Raw genomic sequence first — 18,806 nt, 5'->3', positions numbered from 1 at the left:
GCGACGACGGCGCCGGGCGCCGACGCCGTTCGATGCCGGCGCCGTCCGATGACGACGCCGTCCGGTTACGACGCCGTCGGGCTCGCGCTCGTCGAACCGCCGGAGACGCCCTGGCAGCCGGGCTGCTGGGCGAGGGCCTTGCCCATGTCGCCCTGGCGGAGGGTGTCGAGCGATTTCTGGCCGTTGGCGGCGGTCTGCTTGAGCGAGGTGGAGACGTCGCCGAGGCCGGCCGCGAACTTCGCCTGGTCGCTGGTGTCCAGGCCGTCGACCTGCTTCTTCAGCGCGGCGTACTGCGCGGACTGCTGGTTGAACACGTTCACCGCGTTCTGCTGGAACTTCGCGCCGTCGTCACCGGGCGCGGCACCCGCCTTGCCGAAGATCCCGGCCAGCGACTTGTACGCGTCGGAGATCGACTGGAAGGCGGCGGAGTCGGCGCTCTTCACGTCCTGCGGCTTGCCGCCGCTGTCCACCTTGCCGAACGACGTGTTCGCGGTGTTGATCTTGTTGAGCTGGACCTGGGCCTGGTCACAGACGCCCTTCGCCCAGTCGTCCTGCTTCTTGCCGGTGTCGTCCCCGCCGCACGCGGACACCGCGAGCAGTACGGCCGCGCCGCCGGACAGCGCGGCCAGGAACTTCTTCTTCACCTTCACCGGGTGATCCCTTCCGTGGCCTTACGGCCCCGGAACATACACGGCCGGGCGGTACCGCTCCCGCAGACCTGACCTCCGTTGACCCCTTTTATCTGATATTCAAGCCATTCGTCGCATGTGCTGAACCGCAGGTGGGCGGCGGATGCGCGGGCCTCGTACGGTTCTGCCCGCGCCTCCGCCGCCCACCTGGCGGTGTGACAATTCACACGGCGTCAGGCCGCCGCGGCGGCTCCGTCGTCGCTGCCGCTGTCACGGTCGCTTCCGATGCCGCTTCCCCTTCCCGTTCCGCTGCCACCGTCACTACTGCTTCCGCTTCCGCCGCCGCTGCCACCGTCCGCGCTGTCGTCGCCGACCGCGATGCCGCGCCGCTTGGACACGTACACCGCGATCACGATGACCGCGACGGCCGCGATCGCGACCGGCACCCGTACCGCGAGGTTGGCGTCCACGCCGTAGCTGAACTTCACCACGGCGGGCGCGATCAGCAGCGCCACCAGGTTCATCACCTTCAGCAGCGGGTTGATCGCCGGGCCCGCGGTGTCCTTGAACGGGTCGCCGACGGTGTCGCCGATCACCGTGGCGGCGTGGGCCGCGCTGCCCTTGCCGCCGTGGTGGCCGTCCTCCACCAGCTTCTTGGCGTTGTCCCACGCGCCGCCGGAGTTGGCGAGGAAGACGGCCATCAAGGTGCCCGCGCCGATCGCGCCCGCCAGGTAGGAGGCGAGCGAGCCGATGCCGAGCGAGAAGCCGACCGCGATCGGGGCGAGGACCGCGAGCAGGCCCGGGGTGGCCAGCTCGCGCAGCGCGTCCTTGGTGCAGATGTCCACCACCCGGCCGTACTCGGGCAGTTCGTCGCCGCTCATGATCCCGGGGTGCTCGCGGAACTGCCGGCGCACCTCGAAGACCACGGAACCGGCCGACCGGGACACCGCGTTGATCGCCAGACCGGAGAAGAGGAACACCACGGCCGCGCCGAGCAGCAGCCCGACCAGGTTGTTCGGCTGCGAGATGTCCAAACTCAGCCAGCGCGCGTCGGAGGCGGGCGGGTGCGCCTTGCCCACGGCGGTGTCGACCGCCTCCTTGAACGACCCGAACAGCGCGGTCGCGGCCAGTACCGCGGTGGCGATGGCGATGCCCTTGGTGATCGCCTTGGTGGTGTTGCCGACCGCGTCGAGGTCGGTGAGCACCTGGGCGCCCTCGCCGTGCACGTCACCGGACATCTCGGCGATGCCCTGCGCGTTGTCCGAGACCGGACCGAAGGTGTCCATGGCGACGATCACGCCGACCGTGGTCAGCAGCCCGGTGCCGGCCAGCGCCACCGCGAACAGCGCCAGCCACACCGAGGTGCCACCGAGCAGGAACGCGCCGTAGACGGCGAGCGCGATCAGCACCGCCGAGTACACCGCGGACTCCAGACCGAGCGAGATGCCGGAGAGGATCACCGTGGCCGGGCCGGTCAGCGAGGTCTTGCCGACATCGCTGACCGGGCGCCGGGAGGTCTCGGTGAAGTACCCGGTGAGCTGCTGGATCAGCGCGGCCAGCACGATGCCGATGGCCACCGCGACCAGGGCGAGCACCCGCGGGTCGCCGCTGTGGCCGGTGATGTCGGAGCCGACTCCCTTGAGGTCGGCGTAGGAGGAGGGCAGGTAGGCGTAGCTGGCGATCGCCACACCGGCCAGCGAGATCACCGCGGAGACGAAGAAGCCGCGGGTGATGGCGGTCATGCCGCTGCGGTCGCCGCGGCGAGGGGAGACCGCGAAGATGCCGACCATGGCGGTGAGGACGCCGATCGCCGGGATGAGCAGCGGAAACGCCAGCCCGGAGTCGCCGAAGGCGACCTTCCCGAGGATGAGAGCGGCCACCAGGGTGACGGCGTAGGACTCGAACAGGTCCGCGGCCATGCCGGCGCAGTCCCCGACGTTGTCGCCCACGTTGTCCGCGATGGTGGCGGCGTTGCGCGGGTCGTCCTCGGGGATGCCCTGCTCGACCTTGCCGACCAGGTCCGCGCCGACGTCGGCGGCCTTGGTGAAGATGCCGCCGCCGACCCGCATGAACATCGCCAGCAGCGCCGCGCCGAAACCGAAGCCCTCCAGCACCTTGGGCGCGTCGGCCTTGTAGATCAGCACCACCGCGCACGCGCCGAGCAGGCCGAGGCCCACGGTGCACATGCCGACCACGCCGCCGGTCCTGAACGCGATCCGCATCGCCCGGTGCGAGACGGAGGTCAGGTCCGCGGGCGGCTCACCCGGCGCGGGGGTCGCCGACCTGGCCGCGGCTGCGACCCGCACATTGCTGCGGACCGCGAGCCACATTCCGATATAGCCGGTGATCGCGGAGAACACCGCACCGACCAGGAAGAAGATCGACCTGCCGATTCGCTGCGACATATTGTCGGCGGGCAGCAGCATGAGCAGGAAGAACGCCACCACCGCGAAGATCCCCAACGTGCGGAACTGCCGTGCGAGATAGGCGTTTGCGCCTTCCTGCACGGCAGCGGCGATCTTTTTCATGGCGTCGGACCCCTCGTCCGACCTGAGCACTTGGCGCACCAGCACCCAGGCGAGCGCGAGGGCGGCGAGCGCGACGACCGCGATGATCCAGACCAGGGTACGGTTCCCGCTGGTCAGCACCGGCGCTGCGGCCAGTGCGTGAGGAGAGTTGAGCGACCCCGGGTAAGGGGTGAGTGGCCCCGCCATTCGTCCTCCTTGACGTTTGGCGCATGGGCGTGCGGCTCCTACGGCTGATCAAGCCGCGACGCTCAGGCGAGCTGAGCAAGATGGACGGATTGTAGGGAGCCGCAGAAGATCAAAAAAGGGTGCTCGCAGGGAATTCCCACGGTAAAGGAGGCAGCATCATTCCGCGCGGCGCGAAAAAGACCGATCGGGGACTCGTCTTCGATCTACGAGAGCCGTGTTTTCGATCTACGGGAGAGGGCGCGGCCGCTGATCCATATGGGGGACAGCGCTAGACGGAGACCGTCGGCCAGGTCATCCGGATCACTCCGCCGCGCTCGCCGTCGATCACCTCGACGTCGTCGACCAGGCCGCTGATGACGGCCAGGCCCATCTCGCCCTCGTCCTCGGCGGCGTCGTCGGTGGGCGGGCCGTCGGTGTGGCCGCCACCGGTCGCGTTGCCGGGAACCTCGTCGACGACCTCGATGGAGAACTTCTTCTCGTCCTCGTTGAGCAGCACCCGCACCGGCTCTTCGACGCCGTTGTTGCGGTGCAGGCCGACGGCGCGGCTGCACGCCTCGCCGACCGCCAGCCGGACCTCGTCCAGGGACGCCTCGTCCACCCCCGCTCGGCGCGCCACCTGAGCAGCCACGAGCCGTGCGGTACGCACATGCTCGGGCTGGGCGCTGAAGAGCAGTTCTACGGTGGGCATGGGGCTCCCCCTCCGGTCCTGTGGTTGGGCATCACAGGGGCCCGGACGGCGATCCGCCCGGTGCCCCTCTCGGACGAACGTCAGTCGGTCGCCGCGACAGCCTCGTCGACCGAGGTGTGAATGGGGAACACCTTGGTCAGACCGGTGATTCGGAAAATCTTCAGAATCCGCTCCTGGTTGCACACCAGACGCAACGATCCTTCGTGCGCACGTACCCGCTTGAGCCCACCGACGAGCACACCCAGGCCGGTCGAGTCGAGGAAGTCGACTCCCTCCATGTCCACGACGAGGTGGTAACTCCCGTCGTTCACGAGCTCCACGAGCTGCTCACGCAGCTTGGGCGCGGTGTACACATCAATCTCGCCGCCGACCTCGACGATCGTGCGATCGCCGACGGTTCGGGTCGACAGGGACAGGTCCACTGATCCTCCAGCACCTTGCATCGACGCGGCGCCCCCCTGGGGCCTCCACCGAAACGTTAACGGTAGTGGCGACTCCTCCACCGACAGGTGGGGGAAGGAGTTGGGCCGCGATGGCATTCAATCACTTCGCGGTGGGCCCGCACGACGCCTTACTGCGATTGTCCGTCATGCCGGTGACACACTGAGTGCCGATGGCCCAGGATCAACTTCCGCAGTCGGCGCACGGCCGCCCGTCCCCACGGACCGCTTTGGAGCGGCTCTCCGCGGGGGCTGACCGCGCCATACGCATCACCCATACGGAGCACCTGCCCCCGCGGGTCGGCCGTCATGCATCTTGGCCGGAGGGCATCCGTCCGGAGGTCGTCGACGCGATCCGCGCGGCCGGGATCGACCGTCCGTGGGAGCACCAGGCACTCGCCGCCGGGCACGCGCTGCGCGGCGAGTCGGTGGTCGTGGCGACCGGCACCGCCTCCGGCAAGTCGCTGGCGTATCTGGCGCCGGTGCTCAGCGCGCTGCTGCCGGAGCAGCGCGGGTCGGACGACGCGGGGGCGCCAGGGGCTCCGGACGGGCCGGCAGGGGCCCCCGGCGCGCAGGTGCCCGGGGCGGACGGCGGAGGGCCCGGACAGGCCGGACAGGCCGTGAGGGCCGGACGTGGCGGTACGGCCGCGGCGCGGCGGGCCGGGGCGGGCGCGGCGGGGGCGCGCGGGCCCACCGCGCTCTACCTCGCGCCCACCAAGGCGCTCGCCGCCGACCAGCGCCGCGCGGTCAGTGCGCTCGCGGCACCACTGGGCACCGCGGTCCGCCCCGCCGTCTACGACGGCGACACCCCGTTCGAGGAACGCGAATGGGTCCGCCGGCACGGCACCTACGTGCTGACCAACCCCGACATGCTGCACCGCGGCATCCTGCCCGGGCATGCCCGCTGGTCCTCCTTCCTGCGCGGACTGCGCTACGTCGTCATCGACGAGTGCCACACCTACCGCGGCGTCTTCGGCTCCCATGTCGCCCAGGTGCTGCGCCGCCTGCGGCGGATCTGCGCCCGCTACGGCGCCGAGCCGGTCTTCCTGCTCGCCTCCGCCACCGCGGCCGACCCGGCCCAGGCGGCCACCCGCCTGACCGGCGTGCCCGTCGTCGAGGTCACCGAGGACACCTCGCCGCGCGGCGAACTCGCCTTCGCGCTGTGGGAGCCGCCGCTGACCGAACTGTCGGGCGAGCACGGCGCCCCGGTCCGCCGCACCGCCACCGCCGAGTGCGCCGAACTCCTGACCGACCTCGTCCTCCAAGGCGTACGGACCGTCGCCTTCGTCCGCTCCCGGCGCAGCGCGGAACTCGTCGCCCTCATCGCCCAGGAGCGGCTCGCCGAGATCGACGCCTCCCTCCCGCAGCGCGTCGCCGCCTACCGCGGCGGCTACCTGCCCGAGGAGCGCCGCGCCCTGGAGCGCGACCTGCACTCCGGACGGCTGCTCGGCCTGGCGTCCACCTCCGCCCTCGAACTCGGCGTGGACGTCTCCGGCCTCGACGCCGTCCTGCTGGCCGGCTACCCGGGCACCCGCGCCTCGCTGTGGCAGCAGGCCGGGCGGGCCGGGCGCACCGCCCAAGGCGCGCTCGCGGTCATGGTCGGCCGCGACGACCCGCTGGACACGTATCTCGTCCACCACCCCGAGGCGATCTTCGAACGGCCCGTCGAATCCACCGTCCTCGACCCGGACAACCCGTACGTCCTCGCGCCCCACCTGTGTGCGGCCGCCGCCGAACTGCCGCTGACCGACGACGACCTGGCGCTGTTCGGGCCCGAAGCCGCCGATCTGGTACCGCAGTTGGAGAAGCGCGGGCTGCTGCGCCGCCGGGCCAACGGCTGGTACTGGACCCGGCGGGAGCGGGCCGCGGACCTCACCGACATCCGCGGGGAGGGCGGCGCCCCGATCCAGGTCGTCGAGGCGGGCACCGGGCGTTTGCTGGGCACCGTGGACGCGTCCTCGGCCCACACCACCGTCCACGAGGGCGCCGTCCACCTCCACCAGGGCCGCACCTACCTCGTGCGGCACCTGGACCTCGACGACTCCGTCGCCCTGGTCGAGCGCGCCGACCCGCCCTTCTCCACCATGGCCCGCGACACCACCGACGTCCGTGTGCTGTCGACCGACGTCGAGGAGCCCTGGGGCGATGCCCGCATCCACTTCGGCTCCGTCGAGGTCACCCACCAAGTGGTCTCCTACCTGCGCCGCCGGCTGCTGACGGGCGAGATCCTCGGCGAGGCCAAACTCGACCTCCCTCCTCGTACCCTGCGCACCCGCGCCGTCTGGTGGACCGTCACCGATGCCCAACTCGACGCCGCCGGCATCCATCCCGAGGAACTGCCCGGCGCTCTGCACGCCGCCGAGCACGCCTCCATCGGCCTCCTCCCGCTCTTCGCCACCTGCGACCGCTGGGACATCGGCGGCGTGTCCATACCGCTGCACGCCGACACGGGCCTGCCCACCGTCTTCGTCTACGACGGCCACCCGGGCGGTGCGGGCTTCGCCGAACGCGCCTTCCGCACCGCCCGCAGCTGGCTCGCCGCCACACGCGAGGCCATCTCCTCCTGCGAGTGCGACCACGGCTGCCCCTCCTGCGTGCAGTCGCCCAAGTGCGGCAACGGCAACGACCCGCTCGACAAAGCCGCCGCCGTCCGTCTCCTGGACTGCCTGCTCGCTTCCGGCCAGGACCCGCGACCGCAGCCGTAGCCCGCAGCCCAGCCCGCCGGTCGAGCCGGGCCGTCCTCCGGGACCCGCCCCGACCCCGACGCCGGCCCCGCCCGCGACCTCACCCGCGCTCCCCCGACCTCGGCGACGACCTCTGACACCTCCCCCGCAACCGCACACCCGCGCAGCACCGCTCCCTGGGCGGCCGCCACCCGCTCGGCCAGCCCGCACGCCACCGCCTCACCGTCGAGCGCATGGTCCGCCGCGGCCAGAGCGGCCAGATCCGCGGCCCCGCCCGCCCGATGCCTGGCGACCACCGCCCGCCCCATCAGCGCCACACCCGCGAAGATCGCCATCAACACCGCCATCAGCCCCAGCGACCACACCGTTGCCGACCCCCGGTCCCGTCTCACGGCCCACCACCCCCCACCGTCTCCTCGTCCAACGCGGCCGCCTCCGCCGTCAACGTGACCGGAAACCGCGGCCGACCCACCGTCACCCGCACCCGCACCAACCCCCCGCCCCGGCGCACCCTCACCTCCGCTCCCTTCGGCGCTGCCGCGCGGCTCACCCGCACCACATCCCCCCCGCCTTCCCCCCGCGCAGCAGCGCGCGCCCCGGCCCTGGCGGCATCCACGCAGCGGATCTGTGCGGCCGCCGCCATCAGCCCCCACACCAGCAACCCGGCCAGCGCCACCAGCGTCGGGATCACCACGGCCGCCTCCGCCGTGACGTAGCCCCCGTCCCGGCGGCGCACCGGTCCGGCCCGCTCGGGCCGAACGGCCCTCCTCAACGGCTCAGAACGGCGCATGGAGTGCCTTCTCGATCACCGAGGTCATCGCCGTCCGCACCGGCCCGCTCGTCACGATCTTGTAGAGCACCGCCGCGAACCCGCAGGCCGCGATCGTGCCCACCGCGTACTCCGCGGTGCTCATCCCCGCGTCGGCCGCGGACCGGCACCGCCGGACCCGTCCGGCCCACCAGCACGCCACCCGCTCCGTCTTCTTCCGCATCGCCATTTCCGTTCTCCTCCTGGTTTCCTGTGTTTTCTGCCGGCCCCGCATCCGATGCCACTGCCCGCGTCACCGGTGCCGCTGCCGTCCGTCGACTCGCCGGTCCGGCCGCGTCACGTGCTCGCGTGTGCGGCGGCTCGCGGCCTCGGGCCGTGCCGGGCTCCCGCGTTTCCCTGCTGTTCCCATCGGCGCGGCCGGCCGGGCGGGGCACGGCAGGCCGTCGATCGCCACCTCCTCATCCGCTCATCGGGCCGCCGAGCACCGCCCCGGCCAGCCCCATCACCACCGGGGCGACACCCACCAGCAGGAAGGCCGGGAGGAAGCACACGCCCAGCGGCGCGGTCGCCAGCACCGCCGCCTTGCGGGCCCGGGCGAGGGCCGAACGCCCCTGCTCGGCGCGGTAGTCCGCGGCCAGCCGCGCCATTTCGGCCACCGGTGCGCTGCCCGTCGTCGACGCCCTCGCCAGGCAACGGCCCATCGCCCTCGCCGCGGGCAGCCGCCCGAACCTGCCCCAGCACTCCGACGGCTCCCCGCCGAGCCGCAACTCCGCCTCGGCCCGCAGCAGCGCGGCCCCCAACGGCCCGTCCAGGCACCGCCCCACCGCCCCGGCCGTCTCCCCGGGCGTGGCGCCCGCTGCCAGGCAGGCCGCCATCAGGTCAGCGCACAGCGGCAGTTCGGCCGGATCGGCTTCCGCGCCGGCCGCCCGCTCGACGGCGGGAGGCCGACGCCGGGCGAGCGCCACCCTCGTTCCGGCCCCGATCACGATCCCGGCCAGAACGCCCGCGACGCCGCCCACAAGCACCACCGCCCCCAGCGCCGGCGCGACCACCGGCAGCCAGGTCCGCCCGGCACGGCGAGCCCTTCCCCGCCACGCCCGGCGCGCCCTGGCCGGCCGCGCTCCCTGCAGCACGCGGCGCAGCCTGCGCACACCGCCATGCCTGCGCTCCCTCGTCGCCATCCCTCCCGCCGCCCCGGCGCACACTGCCGCCACGACGGCCGCCGCCGTCCCCAGGCTGTGGACAGACCCGCCGCTCATGGCCGGCCCCCTTCCGCAGCCGACCCCCGCGCCACCCGGGCGGACCGCGTTCCCGCCCCGCCCGGCTCAGGGCCGCGCGGATCACTCTCCGCGCCACGGGGCGGCCCGCCCTCGGCCGCCCGGATGATGTGCGCCGTCCAGGCCAGACCGGCCCACTCCAGGAACGCGCCCGCGACCAGGCAGGCCAGCCCGGCGGGTGTGTGCAGCAGCACCCCCGCCGGGTCTGCGCCCAGCGCCGTGCCCAGCACCAGCCCGAAGACGGGGAGCAGCGCCAACAGCACCGCCGTGGAGCGCGGGCCCGCCAACTGGGCACGGAGTTCTTCGCGTTGGTCCGCTTCGGCGCGCAGCGCGGCGGCGACCCGGTCCAGCGCCGCGGCCAGCCCCGCACCGCCGTCCACCGCGACCTGCCAGCACGCGGCCACCGCAGCGAGCCCCTGTGCGCCCGGCTCGACGCGCGCAGCCGTGCGCAGCGCTCGTGGCACGTCCCCGCCGAACCGGGCGGCGGACAGCAGCAGGCCCGAGATCCGGCCCAGTTCGGGCGAGCCGGGCCATCCAGCCGACTGCACCGCGTCTGCGAGCGCTGCGTGCGGTGGCCGTCCTGCCCGCAGATCACCCGCCAGGGTGCCGCACAGCGCGCTCACGGCAGCCGCGGTCCGTTCGGCCGCCGCCCGCTCGGCGCGGCCTCGCAAAGCGCCCCGCACCAACGGCATCGCGACCATTCCCGCGACCATCGGCACCACCGACCAGGTGATCGCCGCGAGCACCGCGCCGGCGGGCAGACACAGCCACTCGGGGCCGCCACCGCTCTGCCGCGCCCCGACGGTCCCCGCCGCTCGGCGCCCGGCATCGCTGCCCGGATCTCCACGCCCGCCCGGACGCCTGTCACGCCACCCGCCAAGGAGCGCTCGGCCCGACCGCCGACGCCTGCCCGGGCCTCGGCCGCCGATCCACACCCGGCTGCCGGCGACCACGCGGCTCCACCACGCCCGCCCTCGCCCAACACCGCCTGGAGCGGGCGCAGGACGGGCTTGTGGGCCCTTCAGAAGGCCGCACGCCCGGCGCTTGCGTCCGTGCCGCTGCAGAGCCGTCCAGGCGGGCAGGCAGGCCACCAGCAGCGCGGCCCACAGCGCGACGGCGGGAGTCACCGCCGGAGAGGTCGCCGCGCTCATGACGCACCCACCGAGCACAGATCCGTCAGGCGCTGCCAGCCCGGGCCGCGTTCGGCACCGCCCCCGGTGTGCCGGACCAGCGCGGGAACGGTGCCGACCAGCCCGTCCGGGCGTCGGCTCAGGACATGGATCTCGGCCACCCTGCGGCGGCCCTCACCGTCCCGCACCAGGTGGACGACGGCCGACAGCGCGGCGGCCAACTGGCTGTGCAGCGCGGCCCGGTCCAGGCCGGCGGTCGAACCGAGCGCCTCCAAACGTGCGGGCACATCCGCCGCAGCGTTCGCGTGAACGGTGCCGCAGCCGCCCTCGTGGCCGGTGTTGAGGGCACCCAGGAGGTCGAGCACCTCGGCGCCGCGGACCTCGCCGACCACGAGCCGGTCGGGCCGCATCCTCAGTGCCTGCCGCACCAGGTCCCGCAGCGTGACCTGCCCGGCGCCCTCCTGGTTGGCGGGCCGGGTCTCCAACCGGACGACATGCGGGTGGTCCGGGCGCAGTTCGGCCGAGTCCTCGGCGAGGACGATTCGGGCCGCTGGGTCGACCAGGCCGAGCAGGCAGCTGAGCAGGGTGGTCTTCCCCGAGCCCGTGCCGCCGCTGATCATGAACGACAACCGCGCGTCGAGCATCGCGCGCAGCAGCGCGGCGGTCTCCTCGTCGAGCGTGCCGGCCGCGACGAGTTCGGTGAGGGTGAAGGCGCGGGCTCTCACGACACGCAGGGACAGGCAGGGCGAGCCGACCACGACGGGCGGCAGCACCGCGTGCAGCCTTGTGCCGTCCGGCAGTCGGGCGTCGACCCAGGGCCTCGCGTCATCGAGGCGGCGGCCGGCGGTCGTGGCCAGCCGCTGCGCGAGGCGGCGCACCGCGGCTGTGTCGGAGAACCGGATCGGGCTGCGTTCAAGACCGCGGCCCCGGTCGATCCAGACCTGGTCGGGTGCGTTGACGAGGATGTCGGTGACGTCGGGGTCGGCCAGCAGGGGCTCCAGCGGGCCCGCGCCGACCAGTTCGGAACGCAACGCGGCGACCACGTCGAGCACTTCGGAGTCCCCGATCAGGCGTCCTTGCGCGCGCAGCGCGGCCGCGACACGGGCCGGGGTGGGTTCGCCGCCGTGTTCGGCGAGGTGCAGCCGGACCGCGTCCAGCAGTGCGGCGCTCATGCCGCCACGCACCCGGTCGCCGCAAGCGCCTGCCCGAGGAAGGCGCCACTGAAGCGTGCGAGGGGGCCGCGGGTGGCGGAACCCGGTGGTGCGCCGCCGGACATCGGGTCGGCCAGCGCGGGTTCCGGCGCCAGTTCCCCGGCGAGCGGCAGGCCGACCAGCCGGGCGATCTCGGCGCCGTCCAGGCCGGAACCGAACGGCCCGCGGGCGACCACCCGCAGGTCGTCGATTTCCTGGGCGAAGGCAGCGGCCACCCTGCATCCCGCGGCCACCGCGCGGAGTTCGGCGGGCACCACCAGCAGTCCCACGTCCACTTGGCCGAGCGTCTCGGCGACGGTGTCATCCACCTTGCGCGGCAGGTCGACGACGACCACCCCGCCCCGCCGCCTGGCGGCGCCCAGCACCGACCGCATCGCCTGGGGCGGAATGAGCACGGGCTGCCCGCGGTCCCAGCTCAGCACGCTGAGCGAGCCGAGCCGGGGCAGCGATTCCTCCAGCACTCCGCTGTTGACCCGGCCGCGGGAGTCGGCGAGGTCGGGCCAGCGCAGCCCTCCCGTGCGCTCCGCGCCGAGCAGGATGTCCAGGCCGCCGCCGAGCGGGTCTCCGTCGACGAGCATGGCGCGCAGGCCGGTGCGGGCGGCGGTGACCGCGAGGCCGCAGGCCAGGGTGCTGGCACCGGCGCCGCCGCGCCCGCCGACCACGCCGATGGTCAGGGCCGGGCCGCCGCTGCCCTCGGCGACATCTGCGAGGCGGTCCACCAGCCATGTCTCGGCGGCCGGCAGGAACAGGACATGGTCGGCCCCGACCGCGACGGCCCGGCGCCACGCTTCGGAGTCGGCCGAGTCGGTGCCGCCGCGTCCGACCAGCAGAACGCCCTTGCGCCGCCCGCAGCCGCGGGCCCTTCCGGATGCTTCCACTCCGACCAGGACAAGTGGTGCGTTGTCCCAACTCACCGCGCGCGGGGGCGCGGTGAAGACGACTTCCGGTTCCGTGCCGGCCGCGGCGCACAGTCTGAGCAGATCGTCGAGGAGGCTTTCGTCCTCGGTCACAATGAGCGGTCCGCGGGCCGCTTCGGTAGCGCCGCTCGGTCGATCGGATGCGTTGGTCCGGGCCATTTCCCTGTCCCCTGTCGCTAGTCGTGCGAGCACGGCGTGCTTCGCCTGCGATCAGCTTGGGACAGGAAGTGGAATTGAGATGATCTTGGTCGGAATCTGTGGATAACTCGGCGATTGTGGATAACTTCGCCACCCGGACGGGTGAGTTCCACGAGATCCGCGAACGATTACCGAACGTCACGTGTCGTACACATAGAAACGCACACATGCGCGAAGGAGTGGGAGCAACATGAACATGCCGACTGGTGCCGCAGCCCCCGGGGCCGACCGCCCAAACGCATCCGGACATGCGACGACCCCCGCCGGGGGGGAGAGCGGGGGTCGTCCCCACGGTCCGACTCGGGGGGGGAGGAGCCAGACCGGGTTAGCACGGTCGCGAACGATCCGTGACTTCCATGGTGTACCCGAAGGCACTCTCAGGCAAACCCACGCGCCGGACCTTAGGCCGAATGGTGGTTGCCTATGCTCGTCTCGTGGAAAACCACCTGCACCCGCGCACTGCGGCGTTCTTCGATCTCGACAAGACCGTGATCGCCAAGTCCAGCACGCTCGCCTTCGGACGGTCCTTCTACCACGGCGGGCTCATCAACAGGCGAGCGGTATTGCGTACCGCATATGCCCAGTTCGTGTACCTCGTCGGCGGCGCAGATCACGACCAGATGGAAGGTATGCGCAAATACCTCTCTGATCTGTGCCGCGGCTGGAATGTGCAGCAGGTCCGGGAGATCGTCGCCGAGACCCTGCACGACCTGATCGACCCGATCATCTACGACGAGGCCGCCTCACTGATCGAGGAGCACCACGCGGCAGGCCGCGATGTGGTGATCGTCAGCGCCTCGGGGTCCGAAGTCGTCGAGCCGATCGGGGAGATGCTGGGCGCCGACCACGTCGTGGCCACCCGGATGGTGGTAGCCGACGGCGCCTACAACGGGGAGATCGAGCACTACGTCTACGGTCCGGCGAAAGCCGAAGCCATCACCCGGCTGGCGGAGTCCGAAGGCTACGACTTGCAACGGTCCTTCGCCTACAGCGATTCGGCTACGGACATCCCCATGCTGGAATCGGTCGGCCACCCGTACGCGGTCAACCCCGACCGGGCGCTACGCAAGGAGGCTTCCGCACGGGACTGGCCGATCCTCACCTTCAGCCGCCCGGTGCGCCTGAAGCAGCGCATCCAGTCGCTCTCGATGCCGCCTCGCCCGGTTCTGGCCGCGGCCGCGATCGGCGCCGCCGCCGCCACCGCCGGGCTGGTGTGGCTCGCGGCGCGCCGGCGCCGTCCACTGGCGGCGTCCTGACCGCACCGATGAGGCCACTGGGGCCACAGCGACCCGAGGTGGCAGAAAGTCAAGCGAAATGTCCCGATTGGCGGCAAAAGTAAAAAGTACAGCCAGGGGTTCCACTACCTGCCGGTCGGGAGTACAAAAGAGTTAGCGGCCCGCGAGACCACGGACTTCCGAGAGGAAGACCGCAGTTCAGCAGTTGGCCCCACGGACCGAGCACGAAAACCGGGCACCCACGCGTAGCCGACCCGCCAACCGGGCCAGCCGCACCAGGAAGCGGGCAAAGTCCCCGCCCTGATCGGCACCATTCGAGCACGCACTGGTAACTCGGCGGACGTGGCGAGCGGCGGCACCCGCGGGTGTCGCCGCATTCTCCTTCAGGCCGCGCCGCGCTGAAGCGCCTCGCAGACCGCGACGCTCTCGCGTACCCCGAGTTCGAGCGCCCGCCCGCAGTGGGCGATCCACTCGGACATCCCCTCCGGCGTACCGGAGGCGTATCCCTCCAGGGCCTTGAGGTATCCGGCCAGGCCCAGCTCCGCGTGGCCGACCTCGGCGGGGCAGATGGATTTGGGGTCCAGCCCGCTGCCGACCAGGACGATCCGTTCGGCGGCGCGGGCCACCGAGCCGTTGAACGAGCCGAAGGGGCGCAGGCAGAGCAGCTCGCCGTGCACGACCGCGCTCACCACCAGCGCGGGCGCCGCAGAGCCCGACCGCAGCAGTCCGACCAGTCCGTCGAGCCGCGCCGCGACCTCGGACGGCTCGGGCAGCGGGATCTGTTCGAACCCGGCCGTCTCGTCGACCACCGGCTCGCCGCTCAGCCGCGGCCGCCCGACCGTGGGCTCCTCGGCGGCCCCGCCGGCCGCGACCAGGTGCAGCCGGGCCAGTGCCTGGACCGGCGACTGCCGCCACACGCTGAGGAGTTGTCCTGCCTCGGCGGTCACCCGCAGCGCGGCACCGACCGCTCGTGACTGGTCGTCGGCCGAGAAGTCGCTGCGGCGGCGCACCTCTTCCAGCGGCCAGTCGGCGCCGGCGAGCGCCGCGGAAGCCCGGGCGCCGCGCAGGGCGGCCTCCGACGCGACCTCGCCGGCCCGTCGGCGCATGACCCGGTGACCGTAGACCCGATCCACGGCCTGCCGCACGGACTCCACCGCGTCGGGCACGCCCGGCAGCGCGGCGAGTACGACCAGCGGGTCCGCCTGCCCGGGAGCGGGAGAAGGAGCAGCGTTCGTAGCCATGTCCCCGACCCTACGCACCGCTCGCAGCCCGGAAAGACCACGATCGAGTGGCCTTGCCCACTCCCCGTCAGTTCTTCCCCGGAGACACCCCTACGCTCAGTGAACATGAAGATCGCTTTCGTTGGGAAGGGCGGCAGCGGCAAGACGACGCTGTCCTCCCTGTTCATTCGCCATCTCGCCGCCGCCCGCGTCCCCGTCGTCGCGATCGACGCGGACATCAACCAGCACCTCGGCCCCGCGCTCGGGCTCGACGAGGACGACGCGGCGGCGCTTCCCTCGCTCGGCGCGCACCTGCCGGAGATCAAGGAGCACCTGCGCGGCTCCAACCCGCTCATCGCCTCGGCCGACAGCATGATCAAGACCACCCCGCCCGGGCGCGGCTCCCGCCTGCTGCGGTTGCGCGGGGACAACCCGGTCTACACGGCGTGCGCCCGCCCGCTCGCGTTCGGCCCCGACGCCGGCAGCGCACGGCTGATGGTCACCGGTCCCTTCACCGAGTCGGACCTCGGCGTGGCCTGCTACCACTCGAAGGTCGGGGCGGTCGAGCTGTGCCTGAACCACCTGGTGGACGGCCGCGACGAGTACCTGGTGGTCGACATGACCGCGGGCAGCGACTCCTTCGCCTCGGGCCTGTTCACCCGGTTCGACCTGACCTTCCTGGTGGCGGAGCCGACCCGCAAGGGCGTCGCGGTCTACCGGCAGTACAAGGAGTACGCCCGCGACTTCGGCGTGGGCCTGGTCGTGATCGGCAACAAGGTGCACGGCGAGGACGACCTCGCCTTCCTGCGGGCCGAGGTCGGAGACGACCTGCTGGTCACCGTCGGGCACTCGGACTGGGTACGGGCGATGGAGAAGGGCGGCCCGCCCCGATTCGAACAGCTGGAAGAGCCGAACCGCCAGGCCCTGCGCGTCATGCACGAGCGCGCCGACCGCTCGTACCAGGCCCGCGACTGGGACCGCTACACCCAGCAGATGGCGCACTTCCACCGGAAGAACGCGGAGAGTTGGGGCAACGCCAGGACCGGCGCCGACCTCGCTGCCCAGATCGACCCGGACTTCACGCTCAGCGAGGACCTGATCGAAGCGCCCGCCGCGCTCGCGCACTGACCCACGGGGTCCGCTCGGGTCCACCTCGCCCCCGCGGCGCGACGGCCCGTCACCTCGATCAAGCGCGACCACCACCAGCACCAGTTCACTCGAAAGACGGAAATAGCACACGGATTCGGATTCTGGGCTTCACTCTCCGCAGTCATTCCATTACTCTCCATTTACAGATGCTTGAGAGTGTCAAGGGAATGAAGGAGTGGGGAGCCCATGAGATGCCATCGGTCCGATCTGTCCGCGTCGATCACCGTCTTCCTGATCGCCGTGCCCCTGTCGCTCGGCATCGCGCTGGCGACCGGCGCCCCGTTGCAGTCCGGCCTGGTCGCCGCGGCGGTCGGCGGCATCGTCGCCGGACTGCTGGGCGGGGCGCCGCTGCAGGTCAGCGGCGGCGCCACCAGCCTGGTCGTCATCACCGCGGGCCTCGTCGAGCGCTACGGCTGGCGGGCCACCTGCGCGATCACCGTGCTGGCCGGGCTGGCGCAACTGCTGCTCGGCGGGCTGCGGGTGGCCAGAGCCGCGCTCGCGGTCAGCCCGGCCATCGTGCACGGCATGCTCGCCGGCATCGGCACGGTCATCGCCGTCGGGCAACTGCATGTCGTGCTCGGCGGCAGCCCGCAGATCTCCGCGCTCGCCAACATCGCGGCGCTGCCGGATCAACTGATGCACAGTCACCCCATCACCCCGGTCATCGGCGCGGTCACCGTGGGCGTGCTGCTCGGCTGGCCGCGGCTGCGCGGCCGGGCCCGGGCGTTGCGCGCCGTCCCGGCACCACTCGCGGCGGTCGCCCTGGCCACCGCGGTGAGCGCCGCATGGTCGGTGCCGCGGGTCGATCTGCCGCGCCTGACCGCGCCTGGCCTGCCGGTCATGCCCGGCGGCCCGGTCTCCGCGCTCGTCGCGGCCGTCCTGACCGTCACCCTGGTGGCGAGCATGGAGGCGCTGCTGTCGGCCGTCGCGGTGGACGCCCTGCAGGCACGGCGCCCGGGACCGCACGCTCCCCCGGCCCGCCTCGACCGCGAACTGCTCGGCCAGGGTGCGGCCAATGTCGTGTCCGGGCTGCTCGGCGGACTGCCGGTGGCGGGCGGCGCGATGCGTGGCTCCGCCAACGTCGAGGCGGGGGCCCGCACCCGCCGGGCCACGGTGCTGCACGGTGTTTGGGTGCTGCTGTGCGCGGGGCTCGCGGCCGGCGTCCTGGAGCAGATCCCGCTCGCGGCGCTCGCCGCACTGGTGATGCTGGTCGGCGTACGCATGGTCAGCTTCGCCCACATCCGGCACATCCAAAGGCACCGCGAGTTCCCGGTGTACGCGGTGACCCTCGGCACCGTGGTGGTCTTCGGGGTGCTCCAGGGAGTGGCCGCGGGCATCGCGGTCGCCGCCGTCCTCGCACTGCGCAGCCTCACCCACACCCGGGTCACCGTCACCGAAGAGACGGCGTGCCACCGGGTCCGCGCCCGCGGCCAACTGACATTCCTGGCGGTGCCCCGGCTGACCAAGGCGTTCGCCGAGGTGCCGGAGCGGGCGAGCGTCGTGGTGGAACTGGACGGCTCGTTCATGGACCACGCCGCCTACGAGGCGCTGAGCGCGTGGTGCGCGCGGCACCGCTCACGCGGTGGCCGGGTCGTCCTGGGCGACGGCTCCGGACGGACCGTCAGCGAACCGGTCAGCGCGCACATCTGCCGCCCCTGGACGCCCTGGCACAACCACCACTGCACCCGCCCCGCGGCCATCCCGGCCACCAGCGGCGGCCAACTGCTCGGCGGGGTCAGCAACTTCCAGCGCCACACCGCCCCGCTGGTGCGCGACGAACTCGCCCGGCTCGCCCGCGAAGGCCAGCGCCCTGGTCAGCTCTTCCTGACCTGCGCCGATTCCCGGCTGGTCACCAGCATGATCACCTCAAGCGGCCCGGGCGACCTGTTCACCGTCCGCAACGTGGGCAACATGGTGCCGCCGCCCGGTTCCGACGCGTCCTGCGACTCGGTGGCCGCCGCCGTGGAGTACGCGGTCGACGTCCTGCGGGTCTCCAGCATCACCGTGTGCGGGCACTCCGGATGCGGCGCGATGCAGGCACTCCTCGGCTCCGACCACGAACCAGGCGCCCGGACCCCGTTGGCCAGATGGCTGCGGCACGGCCGACCGAGTCTGGCCCGGCTCAACGCCGTTGCCGCCGTGGACCACGACAACGGCTCCACAGCCGGCCACGCCGCCGTCCCCACCTTCGAAGGCCGCCCGGCGGCCGACGACCAGGAGCGCCTCGCACTGGTCAACGTCATCACCCAGCTGGAGCACCTGACGGCCCATCCGTGCGTGGCCCGCCGGATCGCCGACGGCACCCTCCAACTGCACGGCATGTACTTCCACGTCGCCGAGGCGCAGGCGTACATCCTCGACCACCCCACCGGGGTGTTCGCACCGATCCGGCCGGAGGCCGGCACGCCTCGGCAGCAGGACGAGGACGCAGGCACATCAGCAGTCACTCTCATCACAAAGGTCTAAACCAGTTCACCGGAGGCTCTTGTCAGGGTGCTCCAGGACTGATGAGGTAGTGGCGGGACATCTGGGACACCCTGACAAG

Annotated in this window: 14 protein-coding genes and 2 pseudogenes; 4 read left to right on the top strand and 12 right to left on the bottom strand. The window is 72.5% G+C overall.

All coding sequences use genetic code 11. The annotated features are described in order from the left end of the window. Positions 1-65: 65 nt before the first annotated feature. The 4 genes from AB0399_RS00870 to bldG all read right to left on the bottom strand — a co-directional run bounded on the left by AB0399_RS00870 (position 66) and on the right by bldG (position 4,453). Positions 66-650, bottom strand: a complete 585-nt coding sequence (locus tag AB0399_RS00870) for a small secreted protein (RefSeq protein ID WP_329366336.1) — start codon at positions 648-650, stop codon at positions 66-68. A 212-nt stretch (positions 651-862) separates the two neighbouring features. Beyond that, entirely contained in the window at positions 863-3,343 is a 2,481-nt protein-coding gene (locus tag AB0399_RS00865) for a sodium-translocating pyrophosphatase (RefSeq protein WP_366409798.1), read from the bottom strand. A gap of 268 nt (positions 3,344-3,611) precedes the next feature. Further along, positions 3,612-4,031 carry an ATP-binding protein gene (locus AB0399_RS00860; RefSeq protein WP_328467399.1) on the bottom strand — a complete coding sequence of 140 codons (420 nt, stop codon included), beginning with the start codon at positions 4,029-4,031 and terminating at the stop codon, positions 3,612-3,614. An 80-nt stretch (positions 4,032-4,111) separates the two neighbouring features. Further along, a complete protein-coding gene (gene bldG / locus AB0399_RS00855) occupies positions 4,112-4,453 on the bottom strand; it encodes an anti-sigma factor antagonist BldG (protein ID WP_031520166.1) in 342 nt (113 codons plus the stop codon). A gap of 191 nt (positions 4,454-4,644) precedes the next feature. Here bldG and AB0399_RS00850 point away from each other — a divergent pair, with 191 nt between their 5' ends. Then, positions 4,645-7,176 carry a DEAD/DEAH box helicase gene (locus AB0399_RS00850; RefSeq protein WP_366409797.1) on the top strand — a complete coding sequence of 844 codons (2,532 nt, stop codon included), beginning with the start codon at positions 4,645-4,647 and terminating at the stop codon, positions 7,174-7,176. Positions 7,177-7,280: 104 nt separating this feature from the next. On the opposite strand, the pseudogene AB0399_RS00845 reads toward AB0399_RS00850, so the two are convergent. From AB0399_RS00845 to ssd, 7 genes and pseudogenes are all read right to left on the bottom strand, one after another. Continuing rightward, a pseudogene (locus AB0399_RS00845) lies at positions 7,281-7,520 on the bottom strand (Rv3654c family TadE-like protein); the annotation flags it as partial. Between the two features lie 23 nt (positions 7,521-7,543). Next, complete coding sequence (locus tag AB0399_RS00840; protein ID WP_366409796.1) at positions 7,544-7,849, bottom strand: TadE family type IV pilus minor pilin; 306 nt, start codon at positions 7,847-7,849, stop codon at positions 7,544-7,546. 82 nt (positions 7,850-7,931) lie between these two features. Next, entirely contained in the window at positions 7,932-8,153 is a 222-nt protein-coding gene (locus AB0399_RS00835; protein ID WP_366409795.1) for a DUF4244 domain-containing protein, read from the bottom strand. 229 nt (positions 8,154-8,382) lie between these two features. After that, positions 8,383-9,057 (bottom strand): type II secretion system F family protein, encoded by a 675-nt coding sequence (locus tag AB0399_RS00830; protein ID WP_366409794.1) that lies wholly within the window; start codon positions 9,055-9,057, stop codon positions 8,383-8,385. A 236-nt stretch (positions 9,058-9,293) separates the two neighbouring features. Beyond that, a pseudogene (locus tag AB0399_RS00825) lies at positions 9,294-10,154 on the bottom strand (type II secretion system F family protein); the annotation flags it as partial. 194 nt (positions 10,155-10,348) lie between these two features. Further along, positions 10,349-11,503 carry a TadA family conjugal transfer-associated ATPase gene (locus AB0399_RS00820; RefSeq protein WP_366409793.1) on the bottom strand — a complete coding sequence of 385 codons (1,155 nt, stop codon included), beginning with the start codon at positions 11,501-11,503 and terminating at the stop codon, positions 10,349-10,351. After that, entirely contained in the window at positions 11,500-12,618 is a 1,119-nt protein-coding gene (ssd, locus tag AB0399_RS00815) for a septum site-determining protein Ssd (protein ID WP_366409792.1), read from the bottom strand. Before ssd ends, AB0399_RS00820 begins: the two co-directional genes overlap by 4 nt. A 449-nt stretch (positions 12,619-13,067) precedes the next feature. On the opposite strand from ssd, the gene AB0399_RS00810 reads away from it, so the two are divergent. After that, a complete protein-coding gene (locus AB0399_RS00810) occupies positions 13,068-13,913 on the top strand; it encodes an HAD family hydrolase (RefSeq protein WP_329366351.1) in 846 nt (281 codons plus the stop codon). 362 nt (positions 13,914-14,275) lie between these two features. Here the strand turns inward: AB0399_RS00810 and AB0399_RS00805 are convergent, their stop codons facing one another. Beyond that, entirely contained in the window at positions 14,276-15,133 is an 858-nt protein-coding gene (locus AB0399_RS00805) for an oxidoreductase (RefSeq protein ID WP_329366353.1), read from the bottom strand. Positions 15,134-15,238: 105 nt separating this feature from the next. On the opposite strand from AB0399_RS00805, the gene AB0399_RS00800 reads away from it, so the two are divergent. Then, positions 15,239-16,240, top strand: a complete 1,002-nt coding sequence (locus AB0399_RS00800; RefSeq protein WP_329366355.1) for an ATP-binding protein — start codon at positions 15,239-15,241, stop codon at positions 16,238-16,240. A 207-nt stretch (positions 16,241-16,447) separates the two neighbouring features. Further along, on the top strand, positions 16,448-18,727 hold the full coding sequence (locus tag AB0399_RS00795) for a SulP family inorganic anion transporter (RefSeq protein ID WP_366409791.1): 2,280 nt from the start codon (positions 16,448-16,450) through the stop codon (positions 18,725-18,727). The last annotated feature ends 79 nt before the right edge of the window (positions 18,728-18,806 follow it).

The sequence above is a fragment of the Streptomyces sp. NPDC088194 genome, from assembly GCF_040702025.1.
Taxonomy (GTDB): Bacteria; Actinomycetota; Actinomycetes; order Streptomycetales; family Streptomycetaceae; genus Actinacidiphila.
This window is presented reverse-complemented; position numbering and strand designations above follow the sequence as displayed.

What these genes read in the sequence shown, in the direction of transcription:
- AB0399_RS00865 (WP_366409798.1), bottom strand. Translation starts at nt 3,343, where the DNA reads ATGGCGGGGCCACTCACCCCTTACCCGGGGTCGCTCAACTCTCCTCAC.
- AB0399_RS00860 (WP_328467399.1), bottom strand. Translation starts at nt 4,031, where the DNA reads ATGCCCACCGTAGAACTGCTCTTCAGCGCCCAGCCCGAGCATGTGCGT.
- AB0399_RS00850 (WP_366409797.1), top strand. Translation starts at nt 4,645, where the DNA reads ATGGCCCAGGATCAACTTCCGCAGTCGGCGCACGGCCGCCCGTCCCCA.
- AB0399_RS00835 (WP_366409795.1), bottom strand. Translation starts at nt 8,153, where the DNA reads ATGGCGATGCGGAAGAAGACGGAGCGGGTGGCGTGCTGGTGGGCCGGA.
- AB0399_RS00820 (WP_366409793.1), bottom strand. Translation starts at nt 11,503, where the DNA reads ATGAGCGCCGCACTGCTGGACGCGGTCCGGCTGCACCTCGCCGAACAC.
- ssd (WP_366409792.1), bottom strand. Translation starts at nt 12,618, where the DNA reads ATGGCCCGGACCAACGCATCCGATCGACCGAGCGGCGCTACCGAAGCG.
- AB0399_RS00810 (WP_329366351.1), top strand. Translation starts at nt 13,068, where the DNA reads ATGGTGGTTGCCTATGCTCGTCTCGTGGAAAACCACCTGCACCCGCGC.
- AB0399_RS00805 (WP_329366353.1), bottom strand. Translation starts at nt 15,133, where the DNA reads ATGGCTACGAACGCTGCTCCTTCTCCCGCTCCCGGGCAGGCGGACCCG.
- AB0399_RS00800 (WP_329366355.1), top strand. Translation starts at nt 15,239, where the DNA reads ATGAAGATCGCTTTCGTTGGGAAGGGCGGCAGCGGCAAGACGACGCTG.
- AB0399_RS00795 (WP_366409791.1), top strand. Translation starts at nt 16,448, where the DNA reads ATGAGATGCCATCGGTCCGATCTGTCCGCGTCGATCACCGTCTTCCTG.